Below are 25,600 nucleotides of genomic sequence, written 5' to 3' on the forward strand. Positions count from 1 at the left end.
CATGACTGGACAGGCACGGTACCGGCGTTGGTACCGGAGGTTGCTCGGCCTCTATCCGCGCCCGTACCGCGAACGCTTCTCCGAAAGCATGGAGCAGACCTTCACCGACCTGTGCGGTGAACGGACCCGAACCGAGGGCCGTGGATCCGCCGCCTTCATTCTCTGGATCTTCATCGACACGTTCGCGGGTGTCGTCCGGGAGCGTGCAACGGACATGGTGAGGTCAACGATGGACGGGAACGCAACCAACGTCTTCAGGATCGTCAAGTACGCCGCGCTGGCCATCGGCGGCCTGACGGTGGCAGGAATCGCGACGGTCATGGTGCTGGCCCACGGAACCGGGGAGGACATCACCGGTGTCGTGGCGCCGGCCCTGCTGCTCACACTTCTTTCGGTGGTGGCCGCCGCCGTCGCAGCCCGGTTGCAGGCGGCGGGTGATCGCCGCAGGCGCACAGCGGGCGATGATCTGGCCGGGTGACGGTGCGTCGGGCTCCGTGACGGGCGAGCCCCGACCCATGCTGGGTGAGCCACGGTGAGACCGATGCACGTCTATCGGCAGCTCCATTGTGGCGATGTATCCGGCCCGGTCCTGTCGCTTGATGGCGAGTGCGCAGTCGCCGCCGATCTCGCCAACGGTTATCTATTCAGTGCACAAAAGAGAGATCGACTCCCGCTCGCCGCTGATCCTTGACACGTTTCGATCCGCCCGAAATTCAGGTGTTGTCCGTCACGTACCCGTTGGGTTCCGGTCGCTGTACCTCGCCTGGTGAATGCGCGAAGATCGCTCACATGATCGACCCTGGGACTGACCTCTCCATGAGGAAGACGACGCGGGTTGGCATCACCGCTTCCGCCGCAGTCCTGCCGCAACAGGTGATGACAAGCGCAGAGCTACAGGAACATATCCAACTGACAAGTAACCTGACGCTCCCGCCGAGAACGTTCAACCGCTTGACCGGAATCGACACCCGCCACGTCGCCGGCCCAGACGAACACCCCTCCACTCTGGCCGTACGCGCCGGGCGTGCGGTGCTCGACAAAGCCGGGATCGCACCGTCGGACATAGACCTGCTGATTTTTGCCTCCGCCTCGCGGGACGTGGCCGAGCCCGCGACCGCACACCTGGTCCAAGCCGATTTGGGCACCCGGGCCCACACCTTCGACCTGGCCAACGCGTGCAACAGTTTCCTCAACGGCATCGACACGGCGCGCGCGTTCATCCTGGCCGGACGGGCCCGGCGGGCCCTGGTGGTAACCGGCGAGACACCAACCCGGGCAATGCGGATGCGGGTGTCCGGTGTGGAGCAGATCCGGTCCTCGTTCGCCGGCTACACCTTCGGCGACGCCGGGGCGGCGGTGCTCGTCGAGGAGGTGCCGGCCGGCGGCATCCTCGATGTCCACACGGCCACCTTCTCGGAGCACTGGACGGCGGGCGGAATCGCCGGTGGCGGTGCCCGCCATCCACGGGACGAGGAACACACCTACTTCCACGGCGACGGTCGGGAGTTGCGGGCGGTCTTCGAGCGGATCGGTCTGGACGTGCTCCGCGAGGTGCGCGACCGTACCGGCTTTTCCTGGGCGGACTACGAGAGAGTGCTCGTACACCAGGTCACGCTCCCCTATCTGACCCGCTTCGTCGAGCTGACCGGCGTGCCGAAGGAGAAGCTGGTGGTGACCGTGCCCCGGCTCGGGAACATCGCCAGCGCCACGATGGGAGTGCAGCTCGCCCAGATCGACCAGGAGCTCACCCGAGGCTCCCGAGTTCTCTTCGTCGGGCTCGGTGGTGGCGTCAGCATGATGACGATGGTGTGGGAGAAGTCCTGAGGTCATGGCAACCACGTCACCGGGGCGGCGCCGGGACCGGCAGGTCTACCTGCGCAGCCACCCACTGCTCTTCGCGATCATGGCCGCCGTCCGGCGCTGGCCGGTGCTGCGGCTGGGCCGTACCGTGCTGGTCAACGAGACCGACGCCTATGTCCAGGCGATGACCGGCCTGGTGCTGGACCGCACAGCGGCCGGCACGACCGGCGGCAGCGCCCGCCGCCTCACCGGCGGTGAGCTTCTGTTCGACCAGGAGGGCGCGGCACACCGCCAGGCCCGGCGCGATGCCTCCTCGATGCTCAACTCCGCCGGGGTCGCCCGGATACGTCCGGTGTGGCAGGAACTCCTGCGGCAGCGGTTGGCGCCACTGGCGGCCGGTGGGACCGTCGACCTGGTCCAGATCGTGGCCGAGATGGCCGGCACGACAACGGTGTCGCTGCTGGACCTGGACGTCGATCCACTCCTGGTGGCGAGCGCGGCTCGGGCCGCCGCCGCCGAGGCGGCCCGGGAGCAGCTACCGGGCTGGCGCAGGGCGGGGCAGGACCGGAACACCCAGGTCGCGGTCGACCGGCTCGCCGACCTGCTGCGCGGCGCCAACACCGGCGACGGCCTGGCCAGCATGATCGCGGTAGCGGCGGTCAACACCACCGTCGCCACGATTCCCCGGGCCGTCGCCTGGTGCGCGGACGACCGGCTGTGGTCCCACGCGGCCGACCCGGAGCTGCTGCCGAAGCTGGTCACCGAACTGCTGCGGGTCACCGTCGCCAGCCCGGTACTGCCGCGTGCGGTGGCGGCACCCGGAGAGATCGGCGGCTGTCCGGTACACGCCGGGGACCGGTTGATCCTGGTCGCTCGGCACGCGGCCCGCGCACACCTGTCGGGGCCGGACCCGGTGAACCCGACCGCGCCGAGGATCGCCCAACTGGTGTTCGGGGCCGGCACCCACAGTTGCCCCGGGGCCGGACTCGCCCGCGCCCAGCTCGCCGACACCCTCGCCGCCCTGGCGCCATACCGGCCGACGGTGGTGCGGGCCCGGGCGGACCGGCGGGCCGCCCTACCGGCCTGGGCGACGTTGCGGGTACGGGCGGTCGCGCGGTGAGCGACGGTGCCGAGGGCTGGACGCGGGGGAGGACCCGATGAGAGCCCTGCTCACCGGAGGTTCGGGCTTCCTCGGCGGGCACCTGGTCGACGAATGCGTCCGGCGAGGCGACCGGGTACGCGTACTGGTCCGGCCGAACAGCGACCTCGGTCACCTGCGCGACGTACCCGGGGTGGAGTTCGCGCTCGGTGACCTGGGCGACTCCGCCGCGCTGAGGGCGGCCTGTCAGGGGGTGGACGTGGTCTACCATCTCGCCGCCCGGGTGCAGGACTTCGGCACCCGGCGCCAGTTCTGGACCACCAACGTCACCGGCACGGAGAACCTGCTGGCCGCCGCGCAAGGTCGCGCCGTCCCGCGTTTTGTCTACGTGAGCAGCCCCAGCGCGGTCATGAACGGCGAGCACCAGTTCGACACCGACGAGCGCGTCGGCTATCCGGAAACGTTCCTCAACCTGTACTCCGAGACCAAGGCGGCGGCGGAGCAGATCGTGCTCGGCGCGAACAGCTCCCAGCTCACCACCTGCGCGATCCGGCCGCGCGGCGTCTGGGGTCCCCGGGACCGGACCGGCTTCCTACCCCGGCTGGTCGCCAGGTTGGCGCAGGGCAGCCTGCCCGACCTCTCCGGCCCGGAACCCGTGTACGCCTCCCTCTGCTACTGCCGCAACGCCGCGCTGGCCTGTCGGCTGGCGGCCGAGTCCGACCGGGTCGGTGGTCGGGCGTACTTCGTCGCCGACGCCACGGGCGTCGACGTCTGGGCCCTGATCGACCGGATCGCCGAACTGTTCGCACTGGCTCCGCCGTCGCGCCGGGTTTCTCCGGTACTGCTCGCCGGCATGGTCGGCCTGGCCGAGCTGCTCTGGCGGGTGCCGCTGCTGGCGGCCCGTCGGCCGCCACCGATATCCCGCTACGGCCTGACCCTGCTGACCCGGACGTCGACGTACGACACCAGCGCGGCGAGCCGGGACTTCGGTTACCGACCCGTGGTCGACTTCGAGAGCGGGTTGGCGCAACTCGTGGCCTGGGTTCACGAGATCGGCGGGGTCGGGGAACTGGTCCGGGGCGTACGGCGATGAGGTTCACCCGCTCCGTCTCCCCGATCGAGCGGGGCTACCTGGCCACCGCGCCGCTGGTGTCGCCGTTCGCGATTCAACTCGTGGTCGAGGGGGAGGGCCGGATCGACCCGGCCCGGCTACGTCAGGCGGTGGCGGTCGCGTCGGAAGCCTGCCCCGGTGCGCGGCTCGTGAAGCGCGCGGGGCTCTGGGTCGACAGCGGCCGTACGCCACCGGTCACCGTCCTGCCCTCGCTCGATCTCGACAGCGACGCCCTGCGCCGTCCGTTCGACCCGAGCGTTGGTCCGCTGAGCGAGGTGCTGCTGGTCGACGGCGTGCCGCCGGCCGGCGGATCGGCCGGCGGTACGGGGACGACGACGGTGCTGTTGCGAGCGGCGCACGTGGCCATGGACGCCTCGGGCACGCTCGGCTGGGCCGCCGACATCTTCCGGGCCCTGCGGGGCGAGCCGCCGGTCGGCGCCCGGTCGACGTTGACCGACAACGGGTTGCGGCACCGGCTCACCCCGTCGCCCGCCCGGCTGTCCACTCCACTGCGTTCGCGCAGCCCCCTCGTCGGGGTCACCGCGCGACGCCGTCACCGCTGGCGGCGTACCACGGTCGAGGGTGACCGGCACGCGCTGGTCGCCCGGATGGCCACCGCGACCGTCACGGCGATCGGCGAACCGTCCCGGGTCATGGTGCCGGTGGACCTCCGCCGGCACCTCTCCGGCCCGGCCGCGCCCACCGGGCCGACCTCGGAGAACGGACCAGCCCTCAGCACCGAACCGCGCTCGACCGGCAACCTGAGCCTGCCCGTCTTCCTCGACGTGGCTCCGGGGCAGCCCTGGGAGGAAGTTCACGAACTGCTCCTGTACGCGCTCGCGCAACGTCGGGAGCTTGCGGTCTCCGCCGCCGAGGCGTGGGCCACGTGGTTGCCCCGGCCGCTCCTGCGCGCCGGCCTCTCCGCCGCCGAACGGGTCAGCCGGCGCTGGAACCGCGCGCTCTGCTCGGTTGCCGTGTCGGACCTCGGCCGGGTCGACCCGACCGAGTTCAGCGCCGACACGTTCACCGCTGGCACGGTCTACAGCCTCCCGGCGTACGGACCCTTCGTCCCCGTCTCGTTCAGCACCACCCGGTTGCCCGGCCGGATCGAGTTGACCATGTCGTATCCGGCCGGTGTCGGTGTCGGTGCCGGTGCCGGTGCCGGTGCCGATCGTGCCGCCGGGGCGCTGCTGGAAGCGGTAGCCGTCGGGTTGACCACGCGGCCGCCGCGGCCGTCGGCCGTTGCCCGTACCGCACCCGTCGACCGTGGCCGGATACCGGACGGCCCCACCCGTACGCCGCCACCAACCGTGGGGCGTCCTGCACCGACGGTGGTCGAACTCTTCCTACGCCGTGTCCGGCACAGCCCGGACGCGGTCGCGTTGACCGGTCCGGCGGGGGCGGTCAGCTACGCCGAGCTGAACCAGCGCGCCGACGTGGTGGCGCAACGGCTGCACCTGCTCGGGGTGGGCCCGGAAACGGTGGTGGGCCTGTTGACGGACCGCACCCCGGAGGGGATCGCCGGACTCTGGGGCATCCTCAAGGCGGGAGCCGCCTACCTGCCGCTCGACCCGTCGTACCCACCGAAGCGGCTCGCGTTCATGCTCGAGGACGCCAACGCCGCGCTCTGTCTGACCCAGCTTCCGTACGCCGACCGGCTCGACGGTTGGTCCGGCAGCCCGGGTGGGGGCTCCGTCCTGGCGCTGGAGGATCTGCCACCGGCCGGTGCCGCCGTGCCGCCGACCCTGCCCGGACCGACGGATCTGGCCTACGTGATCTACACGTCGGGGTCGACCGGACAGCCGAAGGGTGTCCAGGTCGAACACCGGAACCTGACCGCGTACGCGGCCTGGGCGACACCTCGTTACCGGGTGAACTCCCGCACCCGCTTCGCCCTGTTCACCTCGCTCGCCTTCGACCTCGCCGGCACGGCACTCTTCCTGCCCCTGCTCGCCGGTGGCAGCGTGGAACTGGTGCCCGGGACGCCGACCCCGCCGGCCCTGCGTCGGATGCTCACTCGCGGCGACGTGAACGCGCTCAAGCTCACGCCGACCCACCTGGACCTGATCGACCGTCTCGGCGTGCGGGCGACCGGCGTACGGACCGTGGTGGTCGGCGGCGAACAGCTCAGGACCACCGTGGCGGCCCAGGCTCAGCGGATCTTCGGTCCGGAGTGTGTCATCGTCAACGAGTACGGCCCCACCGAGGCGACGATCGGGTGCGTCACCGGCACCTTCGAAGCCGGTCGGGACGACCCGACCGGGGCGGTGCCGATCGGTGAGCCGGTCCCCGGCACCGGCGTACTGCTGCTCGACGCGGACGGGACGCCGGTGGCGCCGGGAGCGGTCGGCGAGATTCACCTGACCGGGGAGCAGCTCGCCCGTGGCTACCTCAACCGGCCGGAGTTGGACCGGGACCGCTTCGTCCGGTTGCCCGACGGCGAGCGGGCGTACCGGACCGGCGACCTCGCCCGGCTGCGCACCGACGCGCTACTGGAGTACGTGGGTCGCGTCGACGACCAGGTGAAGGTTCGCGGCTACCGGATCGAGCCCGGGGAGATCGCGTCCGGACTGGAGGAACACCCGGCGGTGACGCGTGCGGTGGTGCTCGCCGACGCGAACCAACTGCACGCCTATCTGACGTCCCGGGCGCCGGTCACCGAGGCCGAGCTGCGTACGCACCTGGTCGACCTGCTTCCGCCCTACCTCGTGCCGGCAACGATCCTGGTTGTTGACGGCTTCCCACTGACTCCCAACGGCAAGATCGACACCGTTCGGCTCGCCCAGGCGGCCGGGCCCGGTTCGACCGGCGAGGCGTACGGCGTTCCCGGCGAGGCGTACGGCGTTCCGGTCGAGCTGTCGTCGGAGGCTCCGGATCCGACCCTCGCCGCCGTCGCGGAAGTCTGGTCCCGGGTGCTGCGCACAACCGTCCACCCGGACAGCCCGGACGCCGACTTCCATCACCTGGGCGGCGACTCGTTGACGCTGCTGAACATGCTGGACCAGATCTTCCGGAGCGTCGGTAACGTCTCCGACGAGGAGTTCGTCTCGGCCATGCGAGCCGTGATCGCCGCCCCCACACTCGGCACGGTGAGCCGGTTGCTGCGCGAGGCACGCCACGCCCATGACCCGGCGCCACTACCCGCGCGATCGACCCCGACGCCCTGAGGACCGGCAGACAGCCCGCTGCTCAGCCCCGGCGGCTGTCCGAGGTCCGGAAGGCGGCCTCCACCTCGGCCCGGCTCAGACCGTAACGTTCGAGTGGATAACGGTGCCGGCCCGGTACGCGGCGGCCGTCCACGCCCGCCTCGGTGATCAGCCGGTCGACCGAGGCCGCGTCCGCGTCGATCCCGAGACGACGCCACAACTCCCTCGTGACGCCCACCGGGTCGGCGCTCAGGGACGCATGGGCCACATCATGGAAGCGGTCCGGAAACCGCTGCCGTACCCGGGTCGCTCGTGCGGTCGCGTCCGCCCAGATCGGCAACCAGGTGGCACCGATCTCCGCGCGGTCCACCCGCTCGTTGTACATCAGCATGTTCGCCTCGATCAGGCTGCACCACGACGCCAGCGCCACCGCCGGATCGCGATGGGTCCACACGACGGTGGCGTCCGGGAACGTGTCGAACACCGGGTCGAGATTCGCCAGGTGAAACGGTGACTTGAGGACCCACCGCCGATCCGGACGCCCGTGTTGCAGGACCTGGAGCTGCTGCTTGAGGTATCGATAGTCCGGGCTCGGGTCGCGTTCGGTGTACCACTGACGATAGGCCGGTATCGGTCCCATCATCTCGTACATCAGGGTCTGCGGCAGCAGGAACGTGCACTCCTCGACCGACGTCGCCGACGACGGGTGGATGTCCCGGGTGGCGGGCACGCTGGCGTGATACATCCGGCTCATCCACCGCGCGGCTCGTAGACTCTGGCGCTTCCCCCGCGCGCCCGCCTCCGGACGAAGCAGTTCCCAGAGCATCGGCGCGCGCACCGCCGTCGCCTGTGCGAGCAGCCGGTGCGTGAGCGTCGTCGCGGTACGGGGCAGACCCGTGACGAAGACCGGCGCCCGCACCGGCGCGGCCTCGATACTCGGGTCCCCGTCGAGCAGGTGCAGCACGCTCAGCCGGGTCTGCATCCGACGAGTGATCTCCGACTGCGCCGCGAGACCGCCCAGCGGTGAGAGCGCCGGCTTGGCCAGCAATTGTCGGTGCAAGACCCGCAGGTCGGCCCGGTACGCCTCGTCGCCAGCCGGAGCCAACCCCGTCCGACGACCGGCGGCCCGCTCCGCGGCGGCGAACGGATCTCCCGAGACCAGCCTGCGATACACCGGTCGGAGGAGGCTGTTGAACGGTCCCAGCCACCACGCCGGCATCGGCCCCCTCGGCTGAGAGTCCACTTTCACCCCGTCCAGATCAGGTCGGCGACGCTCAAGCAGTTGATCATAGTCAAGGGCGGATTCTCGATGCGCGTCGTCACCGGCCGGCTTGCCATCACCGGCGGCGAACGCCTCCGCCGACGGGCTGTCCTGCGGCAGACGGCGCCCGGTCGAACTCGTCGCGGTTTCCGGCGATGTCGCCCTGATGGTCGCGGATCCAGCGCACGAGTCCGTCCACGGCCTCGCTCAGCGAGCGGCCGAGTGGCGTCAGGGCATACTCCACCCGCGGGGGTACTTCCGGATATGCGGACCTGGTCACCAACCCGTCGCGGGTGAGTGCGCGCAGCGTCTGGCTGAGCATCCGCTGGGAGATGCCGGCGACCTGCTCGTGCAGCGCGGTGAAGCGCAGCGGGCCGGACGCCAGGACCGTGATGGTCAGCAGCGTCCACTTGTCGCCGACCCGCGCCAGTACGTCACGGACGAGTTCGATCGTCCGTACGCAGTCCGGTGCGACCCCGCGCTGCGCGAGTTCGGCCCCCGGGAAGTTCGCCATGGCTGTCTGTTCCTTATCCGTCAGTAGCTGACTTCAAAGTGCGTATTGGAAAGCCGGACTAAATCCGGTGGACGCACGTTTCTTACTGATCGTAACTGGCGTGCGGCCACCCCCTCGGTGGCCGTGACAGCGGAAGGAACAGCATGGTCCGGCACGACATGTTCACGATCTCGCGGCACCTCGACGTGCCGCCGGGTGAGGTTTTCACCGCGTTCGCCGACTCCGCGATCCGGCGGCGGTGGTTCCGGCTGCCCGGCAGCGGAGCCTCGTACGAGCACGACTTCCGGGTGGGCGGTGGTGAGACGGCGCACAGCACCTTCACCGGCCCGGACACCGCGCCCGAGCGGCTGGAGTACCGGTCGAGGTACATCGACATCGCGCACGACCACCGGCTCGTCTACGGCTACGAGGCCGTCGTCGACGGCGAACTGCGATGGACCTCGCTGGTCACCGTCCGGTTCGACGCCGAGACGGACGGTACCCGCCTGGACTGGACCGAGCAGGTGACCTTTGTCCGATACACGGGCGACGGCGGTGCGGACCTGGCGCACCTGCGCGGCGGGAGCGCGCTGCGGCTGAACGGCCTTGACGCGGCCCTGCGATCCGGACGTACGGGTCAGCAACGGCGGTGAGAGTGCGCATCGGATTCCGGTACCAACCCGCGCGGCACCACGTTTCCGACCATCAGCAATCATCGGAAAGGCAGAACGGACCACGCATGACGAACATCGGAATCATCCTCGGCCGCCTCATCACGGCGGGGCTGCAACCGCCCGGCGTACGCACCCAGGTCAGCCGGTCACTTGCCACCGACTTCGCGGCGTTCACCACGTTCACCCCCGGTGACCGCCACAACGTGCTGCTCCGCCAGCTCCTCACCGAGCTGACCGCCTGGGCCGACGCGCACGCACCGCTGCGCCGCCAGCCCGGGCGTTGAGGTTGGTCCAGACTGGCGGGATGCGGATGAATGAACGCAGAGCGCGGGTTCGGGAGGTTCGCCGCCGACTCGCACAGGACGGTCCGCCGTGGACCCGCCCGCACGAGCGGGACTTCGAGACGGTCACGCTGCCGGAGCGGGACTGCGACCTGCTCCGAGATCTGTTGATCTCAGAGGGGGTCGAGACGGTTGTCGAGGTCGGGCTTGCGTACGCCAGCTCTGCCCTCGCGGTCGGGGAGGCGTTGATCACGGCCGATCGAACGCACCCCCGGCACATCATCATCGACCCCTTCCAGGACCACGCGTACTCCGACGTTGGCTGGGATCTGCTGCGCGCTGCGGGACTGGGCTCCAACGCCAGGCTCCTGCGGACGTGGTCCTCCAGTGCGCTGCCAGAGCTGGTCGCCGAAGGTCTTGTCGCCGACGCGGCGTTCGTGGACGGTAGTCACCGCTACCACGAGGTGTTCGTGGATCTGTACTTCCTGCGCAAGATCGTCCGGCCGGGCGGGTTGATCGTGATGGATGACGACTGGACACCCTCGGTGCGAAACGCGGTCCGCTACTACGAGCAGAACCTGGGCTGGAAGGCGATTCCCGACGCCTTCGCTGGCGGAACCCAGCGGCACGTCGGCGACGACCCGACGGCCGAGACAGTGCCCCGCTGCCGCGCCCTCCGGCTTCCCGACTCCCTGGTCGAGCCGCCGTTCGAGCAGTTTCACTGACAGATCCGGGATGGATCGGTGGGGGTGAGGCGAACGCGCGGGCCGACGATTGGGCCATTCTTTGGCTGTGCCGGCCCCGCGCGTCGGTGGGAACGTGTTGCTCCTGCGAATCCGCTGATCGACCGAGCGTCGTGCGGGTGGGCCTCCGGTGGCCGTACTCAGCGTTGGCCTTCGGCGCCGATGATGTCGAGCCAGTGCACCAGCAGAGCCTGCTCGGGTTCGCTCAGGGAGCTGGGACGCTCGCGTAGCAGCGCCGCGAGTTGCAGGGCGATCAGCGAGGCGGCCGGGCCGTCGGGCACCTCGGCCGGTCGGTGGGCGGGAGAGACCAGGATCCGGGCGTGGATCGCGTCCCGGACCCGGGTCGACAAGCCGGGGTCGTGGTACGTCTCCGCCTGGGTGACCAGGCTCAACGCGACCCCGATGTTGGCCGACAGGATGGCCTGTGCCGCCGCGTCCGGGCTCACCGCCAGTTTGCCCTGGGTGGCGCAGCGCGTGAGAACCTCGCGGAGCAGATCGAAGGCTTCCTGCGCGGCGCTGGGCACCGTGTCGAAGCCGGGGGAGTACATCAGCCGGTACACCGCCGGGTGCGCCAGTGCGAACGCGATGTGGTTGTCCCACCCGACGCGAAGGTCCCGGACCGGATCGTCGGAATAGCTGACGGCGCGCTTGCCTGCCAGATAACGGTCGAAGCCGTAGTCGACGAGGGCGCTGAGCAGACCTTTCTTGTCGCCGAAGAGTCGGTAGAGCACCGGGGCAGCCACGCCGGCGGCTTCGCACACGGCGCGAGTCGAGATGTCACGGTCCGGCGACGCATCGAGGAGCTTCTCGGCGGCTTCGAGGATCTGCGTTTGCGTATCCATCGCCCCATGTTACGGACGGCGCGTGTCGGTGGTGCCGCGGCGGACCGGAGGGCGGTTGCGTCGCACCCCAGGTGCAGGAGTCGGTGGCGGAACGTGGGGCTGGTCGACGAACTGTGTGCGAACACACACCGTGACCGGCGGCAGTGGTGCGGCGCTCTTCGGCACGGGGCTGTAACGTCGTTCTCTGTTGACCGTAGCGTTGTTACACCTCCGGGGGTTGTCATCATGTCTTCGATCTCGGGTTCCGCGACTGCCTCATCGGCGGCGGTGCGGCGAGACGTGCCGCGGCCGGGCGTCCTCAGCCACGGTGGCGGGTTCTGGGCCGTGGCGTTCGCCTTCCTGGTGGCGATCGGGTTCGGCACGGTAACAACACCGTTGTGGGAGCTGTACCAGGCAAAGGACGGCTTCTCCACGTTCATGATCACCGTGGTGTTCGCCGTCTACGCGGTAGGCGTGGTGGCGGCACTGTTCTTCGTCGGCCATCTCTCCGACTACCTAGGGAGGCGGCGCGTCGTCCTGGCCGGCCTGCTGATCGAGATCGTCTCCGCCGTGATCTTCATCGCCTCGCCGGCCCTGCCGGTCATCCTCGTGGCGCGGATCGTCTCCGGCGTGGGCGTCGGAATGATCAGCGCGACGCTGACCGCGTACGTGGCGGAACTCAACGGCGTGGCCCGTCCCGGGGCCGGCCGTACCCGCTCTGACGTCGTCGGCGCGGCAGCGAACATGGGCGGGTTCGCCATCGGCGCAATGGTGTCGGGTGTGCTGGCGCAGTGGGTCGCGGCTCCGCTCCGTACGCCGTTCGTGGTCTTCCTGGTGCTGATGATCCTCGGCGCGATCGGTGTCGCGCTGTCACCGGAGACGGTCCGCTGGGAGGGTCCGCGGCCCGCCTACCGTCCGCAGCGCGTGTCGCTGCCGCCCGCCGCCAAGCCGGCGTTCTGGGCCGCCGCCGGTGCCGCCTTCGTGGTGTTCGCCGTCAACGGGCTGTTCAACTCGGTCGCTCCGGGATTTGTCGCCGGCACCATGGGGCACCCGTCGCGGGCGCTCGCCGGTCTGGTCGCGTTCATCGTGTTCGGCGCGGCTGCCTTGCTGCAGATCGTGATGCTGCGGGTCAGCCTTCGCCGCCTGCTGATCACAGGGCTCACGCTGCTGATCGTCGGACTGGTGCTGGTGACCGTCGCGGTGTGGGTGCCCAACCTCACCCTGTTCCTGATCGGTGGATTCGCGGCCGGTGGTGGCGGTGGTCTGCTGTTCAAGGGCGCGGTGACGACCGTGGTCAGCATCGCGGTGCCGGCGAAGCGGGGCGAGGCGCTCGCCGGTCTGTTCCTCGCGGCCTACTGCGGGCTGATCGTGCCGGTCCTCGGGATGGGTATCGCCAGCCAGTACGTGGACCCACGCGGCGCGCTGGTTGTCTTTACGGCCGTACTCTGCCTGGTCTGCCTGGTGGCGAGCCCCAAGCTGGTCCGCAACCAGAGGTGAGGACGTCGGAGGAGGCCGGCTCGCTGCGAGGGGGCGAGCCGGCCTCCTCCCATTCCCGCAGTACGTGTTCGAGTGGGGTGTCAGTCGGGTGGGTTGAACGTGCGTCGTTGGTTCCGGCGGGCTAGCCCGCCTCGGACGAGTCGGCGGACCACCCGGTAAATAGTTACCAACCGTTGCGAGGTACTGGGCGCTAGGTTACGGTGATGAACATGAATGGGTGGGCGTGGCGCTCATCCAAAGTGACGGGGAGGTCTGTACGTTGCGTACAAAGCAGGCGATCGCGATGATTGCAACGCTGGTTGCGGGACTTTCCGCGCTGGCAGCCACACCGGCGGTAGCCGCCTCGGCGGATGATTCAGTACGGCCGGGCATTCACCGAATCGTCGGTGATGCCGCCCCCTCGCCTTCCCAAACCGTGGCAAGCTGGCTCGGCGAGTGTTACCCCGACGTTGGTTACAGTGGTGGCTGGGGTGGCGGCTGGTGCGATGGTAATGGTCCAAACTGGCGATACCGGGGCTGGGTCCGCTGCGCCGGCGAGTCCTACGATCGCTACGGACCGTGGAAGTGGGCAGGCGACCGTACGGAGTCGATTGCGTACTGCGCTTCTGGTACACCTGCCACCAGTGGAGGCTTGGAGACCGCGCGCTTCTCCTAACAACTCCTAACTCAATGAGGTTGGGCGTTACCGCAGGGACCTGAGGATTGTTCTGTCGGAACGTGAGGAGGGGTGAGCAGCCGCCGTGGATCGTCTCGGGCGAGTTGTGGGCCGGGTTCCAACTGCTGCTGCCACCCCGTCCCCGTCGCGGTTCCGCTATCCCGGACGCAAGCCTCTGGATGATCCTTCGACATCGACGTGGCCGTCCAACTCCGCGAGCGCACGCTGGATTTTCTGACGATCGCTTGGACGTTGCTGACCGGTGACGGCCGGGAGCGGGATCCTGTTCGTGCTCTACACCGCGATTCTGTGGGAGTACCTGCGTTCGGACGTGCGGCTTCTTCGCCCCGGCCACATTCGCGCCTGACCGGCTGCTTCCGGCTGGCCAACCGCGCCCGGACTGCGGTGCCGGGCAGAGCCGGCAGCAGCGGCGACGGCCGGCTGTCTCGCCGCCGCCCCGACCGGGCCGGTGCCGATGTGCCCGGCGAGGGTGATCAATGCCTTCCATGGCCCCAGCCCCATTCGCAAGGCTTCGTGGATGTCATGGGCGAGCCGCCGGTACGAGGTGAGCCACGCCGGGTCCGCTCAACCGCCCACCGCCTTGGACGGACCACGAAGCCTTCCTGGTCAGCCGGCTTCCGAACAATCTCAAGATGAGTACGGAGAACGTCTCGACACCAGCCGACCAGGCGTCCGGCGAAGCCAGCGGATCCCGGCCCTCGACCAGGCGGACCTCCTCCCGCAACAGGTCAAGGATCCGCTCGGTGACCTGGCGTTTCTCCCACTGCTTGAACTGCCAGTACACCGTCTGCCACGGCGGGAAGTCCACCAGCAAACTGCCGACACGAACAGCCAGTCCGCAGCACGTACAAGATGGCGTCGACTAGGTCCCGACGTGGGTGCTTCGGCACCCGATCAGGGCTCCTTGACCAACGGCAACAACGGCTCGACGATCTCCCACTGGGCATCTGTCAGGTCCGAGTCATACGTCCGCGTCCGCTCCACGCGGGAACTGCCTCAAGTACAATGATTTTGGGAAGTGACGTGGAATTCATCGATCTTTCGCCTTATGAGTACAGGGCCTTTCCGATTCCGATGCGTTCGGTTGGTTGGCTGGGACGCAAGTATGGGCTGCAAGGGTCTCGTGGGCCGCACGTGAAGAGCGCTGATTTGAAGCGCCTCAAAGCTGCGTCCCGCCGGTTGGGTGCCATTACCCTGGGTACGCACGAATGCGAATTTTGTTCGGATGGACCTGCGTTCGAAGGTAATGGTGAGTACCGTTACTATATGCCGAACGGAGATGCCTACTCTGCGCCGATGATGATCCTGCATTACGTTGAGGAGCATGGATATCGGCCGCCGGACGTATTTTTGGATTGCTTGGAAGATGTCGGAGGATTGGTGTGGGATTGGCGCGCTGCCCGCCTCCGTCGGGTGCTGTTGGATGCATCTGAGGACCTGGATTTCCGATGTGAGGCCATTATCGACCTCGCGAACTGGAAGGATCCTCGGTCGCTAGAGGCATTGATCAGCGCGATCGAAGATGAAGACCTGATCGACGTCGCCGGGGATGAAATAGGCCGATCCCTCGGGTCGTTTCTGGGCTGCGAGTTCGCAGGAGATCTTCGCGTTGAAGACTTTTCCGGTGAAATCAGGCGTGGTATCGATGAGGCTCGCTGGCATTGATTCGTCGGACCAGGCTAGCCCGGGCAGTGGTTTGCGGTCTCCCTCCATCGTCTGCACGACGTCGCCGACATCGGCACCACCGCCCTATCTGTAGCCGCGGAGGAGCCTGTTCTCCGTGTGCCCGCCCAGTCCGACGTGGGCATCTGCCGCAAGCCGCACCCGGCGCGGTTCGGGTGTCGGCACGTGAATCCGGACGGTGTGGCTGGCACGAGAACGGCCCCCGGTCATCATTTCGAGACCCCCGGTCAGGCACGCAGGAAGGTCACCCGCTCGGCCGTCTCGGTCAGTTGCAGGGCAAGGTCGTCGGAGCCGAGCCGGGCCGGCTCGACCCCGAGCGCGGCGGCGATCACCGACGCCAGCTTCGCCACCGGTACGACCCGGAGGTCGCCCAGCGGCAGCGGGTCGATCGGCGCGGGGACCGTCTTGGCGCCTCCCGGGGTCCGCAGGGTCTTGCCGATCGTGCCGTCGTCGGGCTGCTCGACGGCCAGGTGCTGGCCCTCCGGCGGCTGATGCAGGTCCAGCCGGGCGAGTTCGCCCTCGAAGAGGCAGAGCAGGATGTCCGGGGCGAGCCGGGCGGTACGCCACGGCGCCAGTCGTTTGGTCCCGCCGGTGTCGGCGTACGCGTCGACCAGCAGGCCGGGGTAGCCGGGGACAACCGCCGAGCGGATCAGTGCTCCGGTGACGGTCGGGAAGTCCACCGGCAGCCGGTCGTTCGCGTCCCGGTCGGTGTCGGCCGGGCCGAGGCGGCCGATGCTGGTCGCGCCGTCCAGGAGGTGGCGTACCCAGCCCTGGTCCAGGCCGACGAAACGGACGCTCTCCACCGGCAGCAGTCGTTCGTCCGGCAACAGGTAGCTGAACGGGACGCCGTCGAGCCGGGCGAGGTTGCGCAGCCAGCCGAGCAGGCTCTCCGGCATGCTGGTGTCGACCGGCGGCACGGCGAGTGGGTAGTCGGCCGGCACGGTCTGCTTGATCGCCTGGTCGCGACGCCGCCGCCAGGTGTAGAGGTTCGTGCTGATGTCGGTGCTTCGCAGCGCGAGGAGCCGGCCGAGTTGCCACGCCGCCGCCTGGCTGACGTCGAACATGCCGACGTCGGGGTGCAGGCGCAGCAGGGCGTCGGCGGTACGTTGCGGAGCCACCGGGCCGTTGTCGGTGGCGCCGGTGGTGAGTGGCCCGCGATACCAGCCGATGCTCCGGCCGCCCTGGCGCAGCCGGTGTCGCAACGGCACCAGCCCCCGGTCGAGGTAGCGGTCGGCGGTCGGGTCGCCGACGTTTGGCAGCCGCAGGCTTCCCCGGTCCGAGGCCAGGTCCCGGACCAGGGCGGCGAACGAGTGCTCCCGGCTGACGCAGGCGAACCGCCAGCTCGCCAGGCTGACCAGGGGCACGATCGGAACCCCGGTCGCGTCCTTCCCGAATCGCGGCGAGTCGATTCGGAGGTTGCCGTCCGCGTCGGCACGGAACCGGTGTTCGAGCGACACCAGGTGCACGGTGCTGGTCGCGCCGGGCGCCGGCAGTCGGTTGCCGACGACCACCGCCACGTCGCCGTCCGCGCCGCTTCCGGTGTCGCCGCGTACGTGTGCCAGCAGGTGGAGTTCGGCGTACCCGGGCAGCACGTCGGTGATGAGCGTGGCGGGTACGTCGATCACGGTGACCGGGTCACCCGTCGAGTCGTGCTGCTCGCGGGCGGTCGCGGCGGCCGGCAGCAGTCCGCTGTCGGCGAGGTCGCCGAGGGTGGTGGTACGCGGCTCCGGCTTCTCGGTCTCGTCGAACAGGAGCAGGGCGAGCCACGGCGGGCGGTCGGCGCCGCCGCCGCCGGGGTCCCGCTCCCAGGGCAGGGTCGGGCGGGCCAGCACGACGTGCGGCAGCACGTTGCCGTGGTCGCCGAGACTGCCGTCGGGTGGGAAGACCGCGCGGATCGCGGTCGGCGGCAGGACGAACCGGTCACCGCCGACGCTGAACCGCCGCAGGGCGGTGAACGACTCCGTGTTCCCCTTCGCCGCGACGGTCTGGGTGACGGTGACCTGGTAGTCGCCGTTGTCCAGCACCGGCCGGCGGTACGCGGTGAACGTGACGGTGTTGTCAGGCATTCGCGGCCACCCTGGGGATGCTGTGGAACTGGCTGGTGTCGAAGCCGGTCAGGTCGACCGACGCGTGGGGCAGCAGGGCGGCCAGCACTCCGGCGCGGGCCGCGGCCACGGCCGGCGACCGGAACGTGTCGGTGACCTGCTTCGTACGTTCGGGGTCGGTGCCGGGCGCGTCGGGTACGGCGGCCGGCGCGGCGAGCCGGATCGCGTTCTTGACCTCGAACAGCGCGGTGTCGGCCTGCAACGCGGCCCGGTCCAGCCAGGCCGGCTCGGGGTCGGACACGGTGCGCGGCGTGACGGCGTAGCCGGTGACCAGTTCCGGGGTGAGGGTGTTGTCGGTCGCCGCCGGGGTGAGCCGGCCGCCCCAGAGCGCCGTCGGCAGGCTCTTGAACACCGGTGCGTAGTCGAACTGGTTCTCGACATTCTTGCCACCGAGGGTGATGACGATCCGGTGGGTGGCGCTGCCGTCGCCGACGGCGATCTCCATCGGCCCGATCCCGAACCGGGTGGCGCTCGCCGGTCCGGTTCCCAGAGCCGTCTCCTCGGTGCCGCGTACGGCCCGGCTGATCGGGATCCTGCTGTCGGTGCTCAGCACGAGGCTGGCCGGGTCGACGATGCCGAGGTCGTCGGCGGGGGCGTCCGGTGCGGCCCGACGGCTGTCGGCGCGCAGCGTCACGCTGGTGATCTCGGACGGGGCCGGCAGCAGGGTGTTCCGGAAGGTGGTCCAGTCGAGCGCCTGTGGGCCGCCGCCCCGGCCGGCGCCGAACGCGATGTGGATCGACGTGACGTGCAGGTCGACCTTTGCGGTGCCGCCGAAGTCCGGGCCCCAGAGGTTGACCTCGGTACCCACCCGGACGTTGATCGTGTGCGTGCCGAAGAAGTGGTAGGTGTACGAGGCGCCGACGCTGACGTGCAGCGACGCCTCGTAGTGGTACGGCTGCCAGGCGATCAGGAAGTCCATCGAGGCGTCGAACCAGGCGCGCATCGAGCCGTCCTGCCAGACCGCGCTGAGTCCGCCGCCGGCCATCAACGCGCCCGGGGTGAGCGCGAAGTAGGCCGAGCCGGCGACCCGGAGTTGTGGTGAGACCTGCCAGTTGAAGCCGAGCCGGGGCACCGTCGGGTAGTGCGCCGGGACCGGGAAGTGCGGGTGGTAGCCGCCCGCGGTGAGGACGAAGTCGCCGCTGTGTGGACCGGCGAACCAGGTCGAGAAGGCGATCCCGCCGGTCAGGTGACAGGCCCGGGAGAGCAGGAACGAGTCCCGGGTGAGCTGCGCGAGCACCGTCAGATAACCGTCCTCGGGGACCAGGCTGGCCCGCAGCGCCAACTGCACCTCGGCGATCGGGGTGACCACCGCGCCGACCTCGGGCGACGGCAGGACCAGCGTCGACAGCCCGAGTACGTCGAGTTCGAAGCGGTGCCCGAACGTCGCGGCGACCAGTACGAACGAGTCGACCATCTCGAACGAGGTGAAGTGCACCCCGGCGGTGAGCAGGATGTCGCCGACCGACGGGGGGATCCACTGGGTGAGCGCCCGCAGCTCGGCACCGAGGTCGCTGTCCCGGGTACGTGAACCGGTGACCTCGGCGATCAGCGGGAACGAGGCCACGTTGTCGATCGGCGGCAGGACCAGCCGCCGGTTGTAGCCGAAACCGGCGGCGATCCCTCGGACCAGGAAGAACGGTGGCCCGCCGATCGGGTAGTCCAGCCAGGCGTAAACAAAGACGGACGGCCCGGCCGGCAGTTGCGTGTACGACCCGATCGCGGTCAGCGACAGTTCCCCGCTGCGTAGCTGGGCGGTGCCGCCGTACGCCGGGTACGTGACGCCGTCGTACACGATCTCGCTCTTGAGGAAGGCGCCGGTGATGCTGACCGGGCCCTGGCTGTAGGCGAGCCCCATCCCGGAGAGCCCGAACGACGGTGTCGAGAGCGGGTCGGTGAGCGAGATCCCGACCGACAGTCCCTGCAACGAGAGGGTGAGCCCGCCGAGGCCGACCGAGGCGTCCAGCAGCAGCGCCAGCCGTGGATCGCCGGAGCCCTGCCGGAAGGCGACGCCGACCCGGGACAGCCGCACCGGGCCGAAGGCGCGCTGCACCGGCAGCCAGGCCGCGTTGTCGCCGGTGGTGGTCTGGTTCGGTGGGGTGGGCACCGGCCCGGCCGGCGGGGTTGTCGTCCCGGTCGCGCCGCTGACCGGCAGTGTCACCGGCTGCTCGAGCGGGCCGAGCCGGAGCGTGCCGTCGATGGTGAAACCGGCGGGCAGGCCGGCGGCGGGCAGCGCCGGGATGGGCGAGGGGAGCAGCTTGTTCAGCGCGACCACGTCGGCGGCGGTGAGCGCGGTGGTGGCCGCGAGGATCCGCAGCAGGTCCATCCCGATGGTGGTGGCACCGCTGAGGTGTTCGCCGACCACCGGCAGCCCGGCCAGGTCGACGGTGAGCTTGAGGTCGACCCCGAGGACGTACGACGTGCCGGTGCCGCCCACCGGGCGGTTCTGCGCGAAGATCAAATGCCGGACGTCGACCACGACCCCGGGTGGAATGTAACCCGCCGCGGTCGGGGAGAAGGCGCCGACCAGTGCCCGGACGTCCGGCACCGGGTCGCTGTCGGCGTGCGCGTACGAGGCGGCGAGCCGGCGCGCGGTCGGGTCGTCGTCCAGGTGCACGTCTAGCCGGGGGTGGAAGGTGCTGCCGTCGCGCAGCGGTACGGCGAGTTCGACCAGCCCCTCGAAGGAGCGCTGGGCGGTGTCGATGGTGACGGTGATCGCCACGTCGGTGCCGTCGACCGGGAAGCGGGCCTGGCCGGTGACAAAGAGCCGCTTGGTCCCGGTGGAGACGTCGACGCCGAGGTTGTCGACGGTCAGGTCGGCCAGCGGTGCCGGCAGGGTGAGGCCGCCGAAGCGTTCGGCGAGCGAGTCGACCGCCGGGCCGATCGGGATCGCCTCACCGGGACCGGTCTCGCCGGAGAAGGTCCAGCGCAGGTCGGGGGACGGGTCGTAGGCGGCCCGCAGCACCACCGTGACCTGGTCGACGCGGAAGCCGGCCATCGCCCGCACGTCGGTGCCGGTGGGTCCGTGGTGCAGGTCGAAGGAGAGGTCGAGCAGTTCGACCTCGTCGCTCAGCATCCACTCGCCGCTGACCACGATCTCGCCGCCGAAGGTGGTACCGGCGCCGCCGGACGGCAGCGTCACGTCGGCCTGGAACCGGTTCACGTCGAGGTCGGGCAGGTGGCTCGGGTCCTCGCCGGTGAAGTGCTGGTAGACCTCGCGGATGCGCAGCGGCGCCTCGCCGTAGAGGCTGCCGCCGACCCGGCGCGTCGCCGAGTCGGCGACGAGTTGCAGGGTGCCCTCGTCGCCGATCGCCAGCAGCCCGTTGACCAGGATGGACGTTCTCGGGCTGGCGGTCGGCCGGTCCACCCGTACGGTCAGTTCGAGGGCCTGGAGTTCGAGCAGGTTGTCGATGATGACCCAGTTCGTATCGGCGCGTACGGTCAGCGCCATGTGACCGATCGCCCACGACCCGGTCGAGCGGGTGAGCGAGACGACCACCTCGCCGAGGCTGATCCCGGCGCTCGCGTCGATGCCGAACGGCAGGTCGAGGCTGTCCAGGCCGGCGAGGCGGGCGACGTCGTCGAGGGTGAGCGCGCCGAGCCCGCTGAAGTCGGCGGCGAGGACGACGTCGTTGTCCCAGCCGACGATCTGGGCGGAGAGCAGCACCTGGTGCGTCTCGGTGCCGCCCTCGGCGGTGCTGACCCGCACGTCGATCGCGCCGGTGAGGACCAGGATCGCCGAGACCTCGCTGTCGACGGTGCGGTAGTTCAGCCCCGGAACGCCGAAGATCTCGTACCGCAGGTCGGTCACCTGGAAGAGCCCGAGGCGCAGGCTCTCGCCGTCGGCGCCGTAGAGCACGATGCTCGGTACGGTCGGGTGGGCCAGCGGGAAACCGTCCGGGGCCAGGGTGACCATGGTGATCTCGCCGCTGACCGGGTGGCTGTCGCCGGGGAAGAGCAGCGCGACGGCGGTCATCCCGGCGGTGATCCGCAGGTCACCGACGAAGGTCATCGGCGCGTCGGCCGGGTCCGGCGTCGGGTTGTCGACGGTCGGGGCCAGGACCACGGTGTCCAGGGTCATCGTCGGGTTGTCGAACCGCAGCGTGCCGAGCAGGGTGCCGGCCAGCGCCGGGAACGCGTCCGCCAGCGACCAGGTCGGGGTGGCGGACGCGGTGACCCGTACGCGGGTGACGGTGTTGTCGGTGAGGGTGAACCGGACCGTGACGGCCAGGCCGGTGAGGGGCGCGGCGGTGCCGGTGCCGGTCACCACCGCGTCGCCGGCCTCGTCGGCGCGGCGGCAGCCGCTCAGGGTCAGCCGTCCGGTGGGCAGGAACCGACCGAGGTACGTGGCGTGCGCCGGATCCAGGGCGGACACGGCCAGGTCGAGGCGCCCGGCGGGTACGTCGGCGAGCAGCCGCTCCAGGGTCTGCCGGTCCGTCATCAGCGCGTCCAGACGATGTCGAGGCTGCCGTGCGACCCGGTGATGTACACCGGTGCCTTGATCTTCATCTGCTGCACCACGTACATGCTGACGGTGAGGTCCCAGCACCAGCCGTCGTGCGCGGCGGTGATTTTCCGGGCGGTGAAGTTGTCGACGTAGTTCGACACGGTCGGCCAGGACGGCAGGTGGTGCGACTTGCTGCCCTTACGGGCCGCGCTGATGATCGCCTCCGTCTTCGGCTTCACCACCTCCAGCCACTCCCGCGCCCCCGACGTCGTCATGCTGCCGTGGTGCGCGATGTGCATGACGTCCACCGCCGTGACCCGGGCCTTGGTCTGGGCGGCGTACTTTCCGGCACTGATCATGTAGTGCTCGGTGCTCCGGGTGGCGTCGCCGCAGAGCAGCAGTTTCTTGCCGTAGACCTCGACGAGCAGCACCAGGCTGGCCCGGTTCTTGCCCTTGTCGGTGTCGTTGTCCTTGGCGTAGTCCTCGGTGACGCCGCCGGCCAGGATGGTGACCGTGCAGGCAGGGGCGGCCTCGGCGACGATCGTCAACCCGCCCCCGGCGTCGAGGCAGTCGACCTGACCAGCGACGGTGCCGGGCACCATCGCCGTCCCGTTGAGGGATATCTCGCCCCGGACCACGGACCCGTCCGGCTTCGTCTCCAGGTTGTGCGTCACCTTGAAGATCTTGGTGTTGTCGTCCATGTGTGTCGTGAGCCAGTCGATGGCGCCGACGTACTCGTTGGAGTCGCCGCTGTGGTAGACCCGCCCGACCTTCATCTTCCGCCCGGTGCGGGCGTCGTCGAGCACCGACGCCAGCCGGTTGTAGTGGTCACCGTCCGGGTGGGTGAAGACCATGATGTCGATCCGGTCGCTGCCGCCGAGATACCAGGCGACGTCCAGACTGTTCCAGATGAACTGGTCGTGCGCCTTGCCGCTCGCCGCGTCGAACGTGGTCGAGCCGCAGTCGATCAGCACGACCTTGCCGCCCGGTGTCTTGAACACGATGCAGTCGCCCTGACCGGAACGGAGGAACGTGGCGTAGAAACCCGTGTCCGCCCGGGTGCCGACGATGGGCACCACCGGTCGCGCGGTGGGCTCGACCGCCGTCACGAGCCGCAGCACCTCCGCGTCGAGCTTCGCCTGTTCCGCCGCTGCCTTGTCCACCTTCGCCTTCTTCTTCGGCACCTCCTCGCGGCTGCTCGACGTGGGGGTCTTCTTCGAGGAGTCGTCCCCCTCGCGGCTGCGCTTCTTGCTGTCGACCATGTGCGCCGGACTCCTCGCTGCCGGGGGTGGGACGGTGGACGGGGCCCGGGATCACGAGGGCCGGCTGGCCGTACGGCGACCTCGCGCTCCCGGGACGGCGCTAGATCGGGAAAGCGCGGGTCAACCTGATCAGGTGGGCCAGTTCGTGCTCGGTGAGGGTGGTGCCGCCCAGGCGCAGGGTCGTGAGGTTCGCGGCCCGGGCGAAGATGTCCCGCAACTCGTCGGAGTTCAGATTCCCCTCCTTGATCAGAAGCCCCTCGGCCCGAGCCTCGATCCGGTGCCAGAACTTGCCCGCGTGGTGGAACCGGAGGCTCGGGTACGTCACCACGTTGGCCGCGGTCTCCGACTGGTACAGCTCCAGGAAGAGCTGCTTGCCGCCGCTCTGGGTCTGCCGGCGCAATTGGAGGTGCTCGGTGACGGCGTCCACCGTCAGGCGGAACAGTGGATCCGTGGTGCCGATGCCGACGTTGTTGCCGATCGGATTGATCGCCAACGGCGTACTGCCGTGCGACTGCACCCAGGAGTACCGCAGGGCGTGGCCGAGCCGCAGGTTCGGGGCGTTGGTCGCGCCGAGGATCAGGGTCCCGTCGTCGGCGCCGTTGGCCGGGGCGACGATGTGCAGCCGCGCCTGCGGGGCCGAGGTGCCGATCCCGAGCCGGCTGCCGGAGAAGAGCAGCGGGGTACGTTCCACCGCGACGCTGACGAAGCCGTCCTGGAACCCGGGCACGTTGCGGTACGACAGCACCAGCGGCGAGTGCCCCGGGGTGGGCAGTGGGTGGATCGGACCGATCGCGAGTTCCAACCAGCCGTCGGCCGGGATGCTGGTGTCGGCTTTCGGGGTGAGCGTCCAGGTCCCCCGCTCGTCCTCGTCGAGGCGCTCCACGTCCCAGTCGACACCGGTGGTGCCGCTCAGCGTCACGTCCACCGAGTCGACCTGACCGGACGTGGTCAGTGCCCAGTCCCGGGTCTCGTTGGCGAGCTGCAGGTCGAAGGAGACGACCAGGGCCGAGGCGCCGCCCCGGTTGGTCGTCCCGGAACCGGTCAGCGGGATCGCGACCTGGCGGGAGACGTTCGACACCCGCAGCCGCAGGGTGCTCGTCTCCGTACCGGTGCTGAGCACCTGGTTGCCGCCGACGAATCCGATGTCGAGCGGGATGTCCGGCCGTCCCCGGTGGTTGACCACCTCCAGCGACTGCTGGCGAGTGCCGACGAGCTCGCTGTTCCCGCCGGGGTGGGCGAGGCGCCGGTACCCGAGTTCGACCCGGGTGGCCCGGGTGCCGTCGGAGCCGTCCGGGCGCAGGCCGGTCAGCGGCAGGTCGATCGAGGCGCCGGCCGGGATGACGGTGTCCGCCGGCCCGAGCAGGTGGAACGTCGTACGGTCGGGGCTGACCGCCATCGTCCACCCCGGTGCGGCGATCCCGACCGTGCCTGCGGTGGCGAGGGTGCCGGGGCGCCAGGTGAGGGTGAGGTGCCGGTTCGTCGCGGAAACCGGGCCGGGAACCGACCATGTTGTGACGTCGTGGCGGGAGGTGTTGGTGACCCGCAGGGTGAGGATCTGGTCGGTGGCGGCGTCGTTGATGTAGAGCACCGGCTGGTCGTCGGCGTTGGCCAACGCGAAGTCGAGCGGATGGGTACGGGCGAAGGCCGCGACCGTCGACCCGTCGGCGGAGACCAGCTCGGCGACCTGTCCGGGGTCGAGCGCGGTGTCGAAGAGCCGCAGCGCCGACACCGCCATCTTCCGGTGACCGCTGCCGATGCCCGGCTCCCGCCCGACCACCACGGGCCCCTCGACCGGCAGCGGGCTGGGCACGTTCACGTTCGAGACCTCGACCCCGTCGAGGTACGTCCGCAGCGTGCCGGTGTCGCGTACCACCGCGACGTGGTGCCACTCGTCGAAGGTGAAGATGCCCGGCCCGGTCTGGGCGCGCAGGGCGCCCTGGACGGTCCGGGTGTCGGTGGCGAGCGTGCCGTCGGCGCTCAGGCGCAACGCGGCGGAGATCCGCCCCAGCACCGGGGTGACCGGCCCGGTCGGCCGGGTGACCCGGACCCAGGCCGCCATCGTGTACGTCGGCGTGGGCGGCAGCGCCGGGGAGACCAGTGCGTCGCCGTCCCCGTCCAGGACCACCACGGCGCCGAACCGGTCGTCGGCCGCGACGGTCGGGTTGCCCTCGGTACGGCCGTCGCGCTGGGCGGGCGCGTAGTCGACGATGACGTTGCCCGGTGCGATGTCGTCGAGCTGCCAGTGCAGCAGCGGCGCCGGGATCATGCCGACCGGGCCACGGAGAGACCGGAACCCTCGTCCCCGGCCGGGGCGGACGCGGTCTGCACCTGCGCGCTGGCCTGCCGACCGATCGTCTCGACCAGCTCGTACACCCGGGCGTACGGCATCTGCCCGAGCGCCTCCAGGATCGTGTTTGTCTGTTCCAGGGTCAGGCTGAGGGTGATCTGGGGCATCGGACGGCTCTCTCGACGAGGGGAGGGGCGTGGGGGAACGGCGACGGGTG

The 25,600-nt window shown here is 69.9% G+C and carries 19 protein-coding genes; 10 read left to right on the forward strand and 9 right to left on the reverse strand.

Annotation, left to right across the window (positions count from 1 at the left end; translation table 11 throughout):
- Nucleotide 1: 1 nt before the first annotated feature.
- The 5 genes from ACI2K4_RS00315 to ACI2K4_RS00335 all read left to right on the forward strand — a co-directional run bounded on the left by ACI2K4_RS00315 (nucleotide 2) and on the right by ACI2K4_RS00335 (nucleotide 7,177).
- A complete protein-coding gene (locus ACI2K4_RS00315) occupies nucleotides 2-478 on the forward strand; it encodes a hypothetical protein (protein WP_404507604.1) in 477 nt (158 codons plus the stop codon).
- 473 nt (nucleotides 479-951) lie between these two features.
- Nucleotides 952-1,824, forward strand: coding sequence for a 3-oxoacyl-ACP synthase III family protein (locus tag ACI2K4_RS00320; protein WP_404507605.1), 873 nt, complete (start codon nucleotides 952-954; stop codon nucleotides 1,822-1,824).
- 4 nt (nucleotides 1,825-1,828) lie between these two features.
- Nucleotides 1,829-2,920 (forward strand): cytochrome P450, encoded by a 1,092-nt coding sequence (locus ACI2K4_RS00325; RefSeq protein ID WP_404507606.1) that lies wholly within the window; start codon nucleotides 1,829-1,831, stop codon nucleotides 2,918-2,920.
- 37 nt (nucleotides 2,921-2,957) lie between these two features.
- Nucleotides 2,958-3,992 (forward strand): NAD-dependent epimerase/dehydratase family protein, encoded by a 1,035-nt coding sequence (locus tag ACI2K4_RS00330; protein WP_404507607.1) that lies wholly within the window; start codon nucleotides 2,958-2,960, stop codon nucleotides 3,990-3,992.
- On the forward strand, nucleotides 3,989-7,177 hold the full coding sequence (locus ACI2K4_RS00335) for a non-ribosomal peptide synthetase (RefSeq protein WP_404507608.1): 3,189 nt from the start codon (nucleotides 3,989-3,991) through the stop codon (nucleotides 7,175-7,177). Before ACI2K4_RS00330 ends, ACI2K4_RS00335 begins: the two co-directional genes overlap by 4 nt.
- 22 nt (nucleotides 7,178-7,199) lie before the next feature.
- Here the strand turns inward: ACI2K4_RS00335 and ACI2K4_RS00340 are convergent, their stop codons facing one another.
- Both ACI2K4_RS00340 and ACI2K4_RS00345 read right to left on the reverse strand, forming a co-directional pair.
- Complete coding sequence (locus tag ACI2K4_RS00340; protein ID WP_404507609.1) at nucleotides 7,200-8,330, reverse strand: sulfotransferase family protein; 1,131 nt, start codon at nucleotides 8,328-8,330, stop codon at nucleotides 7,200-7,202.
- Nucleotides 8,331-8,493: 163 nt separating this feature from the next.
- Nucleotides 8,494-8,931, reverse strand: coding sequence for a winged helix-turn-helix transcriptional regulator (locus ACI2K4_RS00345; protein ID WP_404507610.1), 438 nt, complete (start codon nucleotides 8,929-8,931; stop codon nucleotides 8,494-8,496).
- Between the two features lie 143 nt (nucleotides 8,932-9,074).
- Here ACI2K4_RS00345 and ACI2K4_RS00350 point away from each other — a divergent pair, with 143 nt between their 5' ends.
- The 3 genes from ACI2K4_RS00350 (at nucleotide 9,075) to ACI2K4_RS00360 (ending at nucleotide 10,590) form a co-directional block, all read left to right on the forward strand.
- Nucleotides 9,075-9,563, forward strand: coding sequence for an SRPBCC domain-containing protein (locus ACI2K4_RS00350; RefSeq protein WP_404507611.1), 489 nt, complete (start codon nucleotides 9,075-9,077; stop codon nucleotides 9,561-9,563).
- Nucleotides 9,564-9,649: 86 nt separating this feature from the next.
- Entirely contained in the window at nucleotides 9,650-9,868 is a 219-nt protein-coding gene (locus ACI2K4_RS00355) for a hypothetical protein (protein ID WP_404507612.1), read from the forward strand.
- Between the two features lie 26 nt (nucleotides 9,869-9,894).
- Complete coding sequence (locus tag ACI2K4_RS00360; protein ID WP_404507613.1) at nucleotides 9,895-10,590, forward strand: class I SAM-dependent methyltransferase; 696 nt, start codon at nucleotides 9,895-9,897, stop codon at nucleotides 10,588-10,590.
- A gap of 158 nt (nucleotides 10,591-10,748) precedes the next feature.
- On the opposite strand, the gene ACI2K4_RS00365 is transcribed toward ACI2K4_RS00360, so the two are convergent.
- Nucleotides 10,749-11,450, reverse strand: a complete 702-nt coding sequence (locus tag ACI2K4_RS00365; RefSeq protein ID WP_404507614.1) for a TetR/AcrR family transcriptional regulator — start codon at nucleotides 11,448-11,450, stop codon at nucleotides 10,749-10,751.
- A gap of 279 nt (nucleotides 11,451-11,729) precedes the next feature.
- On the opposite strand from ACI2K4_RS00365, the gene ACI2K4_RS00370 reads away from it, so the two are divergent.
- Nucleotides 11,730-12,926 (forward strand): MFS transporter, encoded by a 1,197-nt coding sequence (locus ACI2K4_RS00370; RefSeq protein ID WP_404507615.1) that lies wholly within the window; start codon nucleotides 11,730-11,732, stop codon nucleotides 12,924-12,926.
- Between the two features lie 1,196 nt (nucleotides 12,927-14,122).
- On the opposite strand, the gene ACI2K4_RS00375 is transcribed toward ACI2K4_RS00370, so the two are convergent.
- Nucleotides 14,123-14,410 (reverse strand): transposase, encoded by a 288-nt coding sequence (locus ACI2K4_RS00375; protein WP_404507616.1) that lies wholly within the window; start codon nucleotides 14,408-14,410, stop codon nucleotides 14,123-14,125.
- 215 nt (nucleotides 14,411-14,625) lie between these two features.
- Between ACI2K4_RS00375 and ACI2K4_RS00380 the strand changes: the two genes are divergently transcribed.
- The gene (locus ACI2K4_RS00380; RefSeq protein WP_404507617.1) at nucleotides 14,626-15,267 is read left to right on the forward strand and encodes a HEAT repeat domain-containing protein; all 642 of its coding nucleotides are present in this window, start codon (nucleotides 14,626-14,628) and stop codon (nucleotides 15,265-15,267) included.
- A gap of 245 nt (nucleotides 15,268-15,512) precedes the next feature.
- On the opposite strand, the gene ACI2K4_RS00385 is transcribed toward ACI2K4_RS00380, so the two are convergent.
- From ACI2K4_RS00385 to ACI2K4_RS00405, 5 genes are all read right to left on the reverse strand, one after another.
- The gene (locus tag ACI2K4_RS00385) at nucleotides 15,513-17,351 is read right to left on the reverse strand and encodes a hypothetical protein (RefSeq protein WP_404507618.1); all 1,839 of its coding nucleotides are present in this window, start codon (nucleotides 17,349-17,351) and stop codon (nucleotides 15,513-15,515) included.
- Nucleotides 17,344-21,828: a DUF6603 domain-containing protein gene (locus tag ACI2K4_RS00390; RefSeq protein WP_404507619.1), complete on the reverse strand. Its 4,485-nt coding sequence runs from the start codon at nucleotides 21,826-21,828 to the stop codon at nucleotides 17,344-17,346. The genes ACI2K4_RS00385 and ACI2K4_RS00390 overlap by 8 nt, the downstream gene beginning before the upstream one ends.
- Nucleotides 21,828-23,096 carry a ComEC/Rec2 family competence protein gene (locus tag ACI2K4_RS00395; protein ID WP_404507620.1) on the reverse strand — a complete coding sequence of 423 codons (1,269 nt, stop codon included), beginning with the start codon at nucleotides 23,094-23,096 and terminating at the stop codon, nucleotides 21,828-21,830. Before ACI2K4_RS00395 ends, ACI2K4_RS00390 begins: the two co-directional genes overlap by 1 nt.
- 100 nt (nucleotides 23,097-23,196) lie before the next feature.
- Nucleotides 23,197-25,362 (reverse strand): LamG domain-containing protein, encoded by a 2,166-nt coding sequence (locus ACI2K4_RS00400; protein WP_404507621.1) that lies wholly within the window; start codon nucleotides 25,360-25,362, stop codon nucleotides 23,197-23,199.
- Nucleotides 25,359-25,550: a hypothetical protein gene (locus ACI2K4_RS00405; protein ID WP_404507622.1), complete on the reverse strand. Its 192-nt coding sequence runs from the start codon at nucleotides 25,548-25,550 to the stop codon at nucleotides 25,359-25,361. Before ACI2K4_RS00405 ends, ACI2K4_RS00400 begins: the two co-directional genes overlap by 4 nt.
- Nucleotides 25,551-25,600 lie beyond the last annotated feature (50 nt).

Source organism: Micromonospora sp. NPDC050397, assembly GCF_044901685.1.
In the GTDB taxonomy this organism is placed as follows: Bacteria; Actinomycetota; Actinomycetes; order Mycobacteriales; family Micromonosporaceae; genus Micromonospora_G.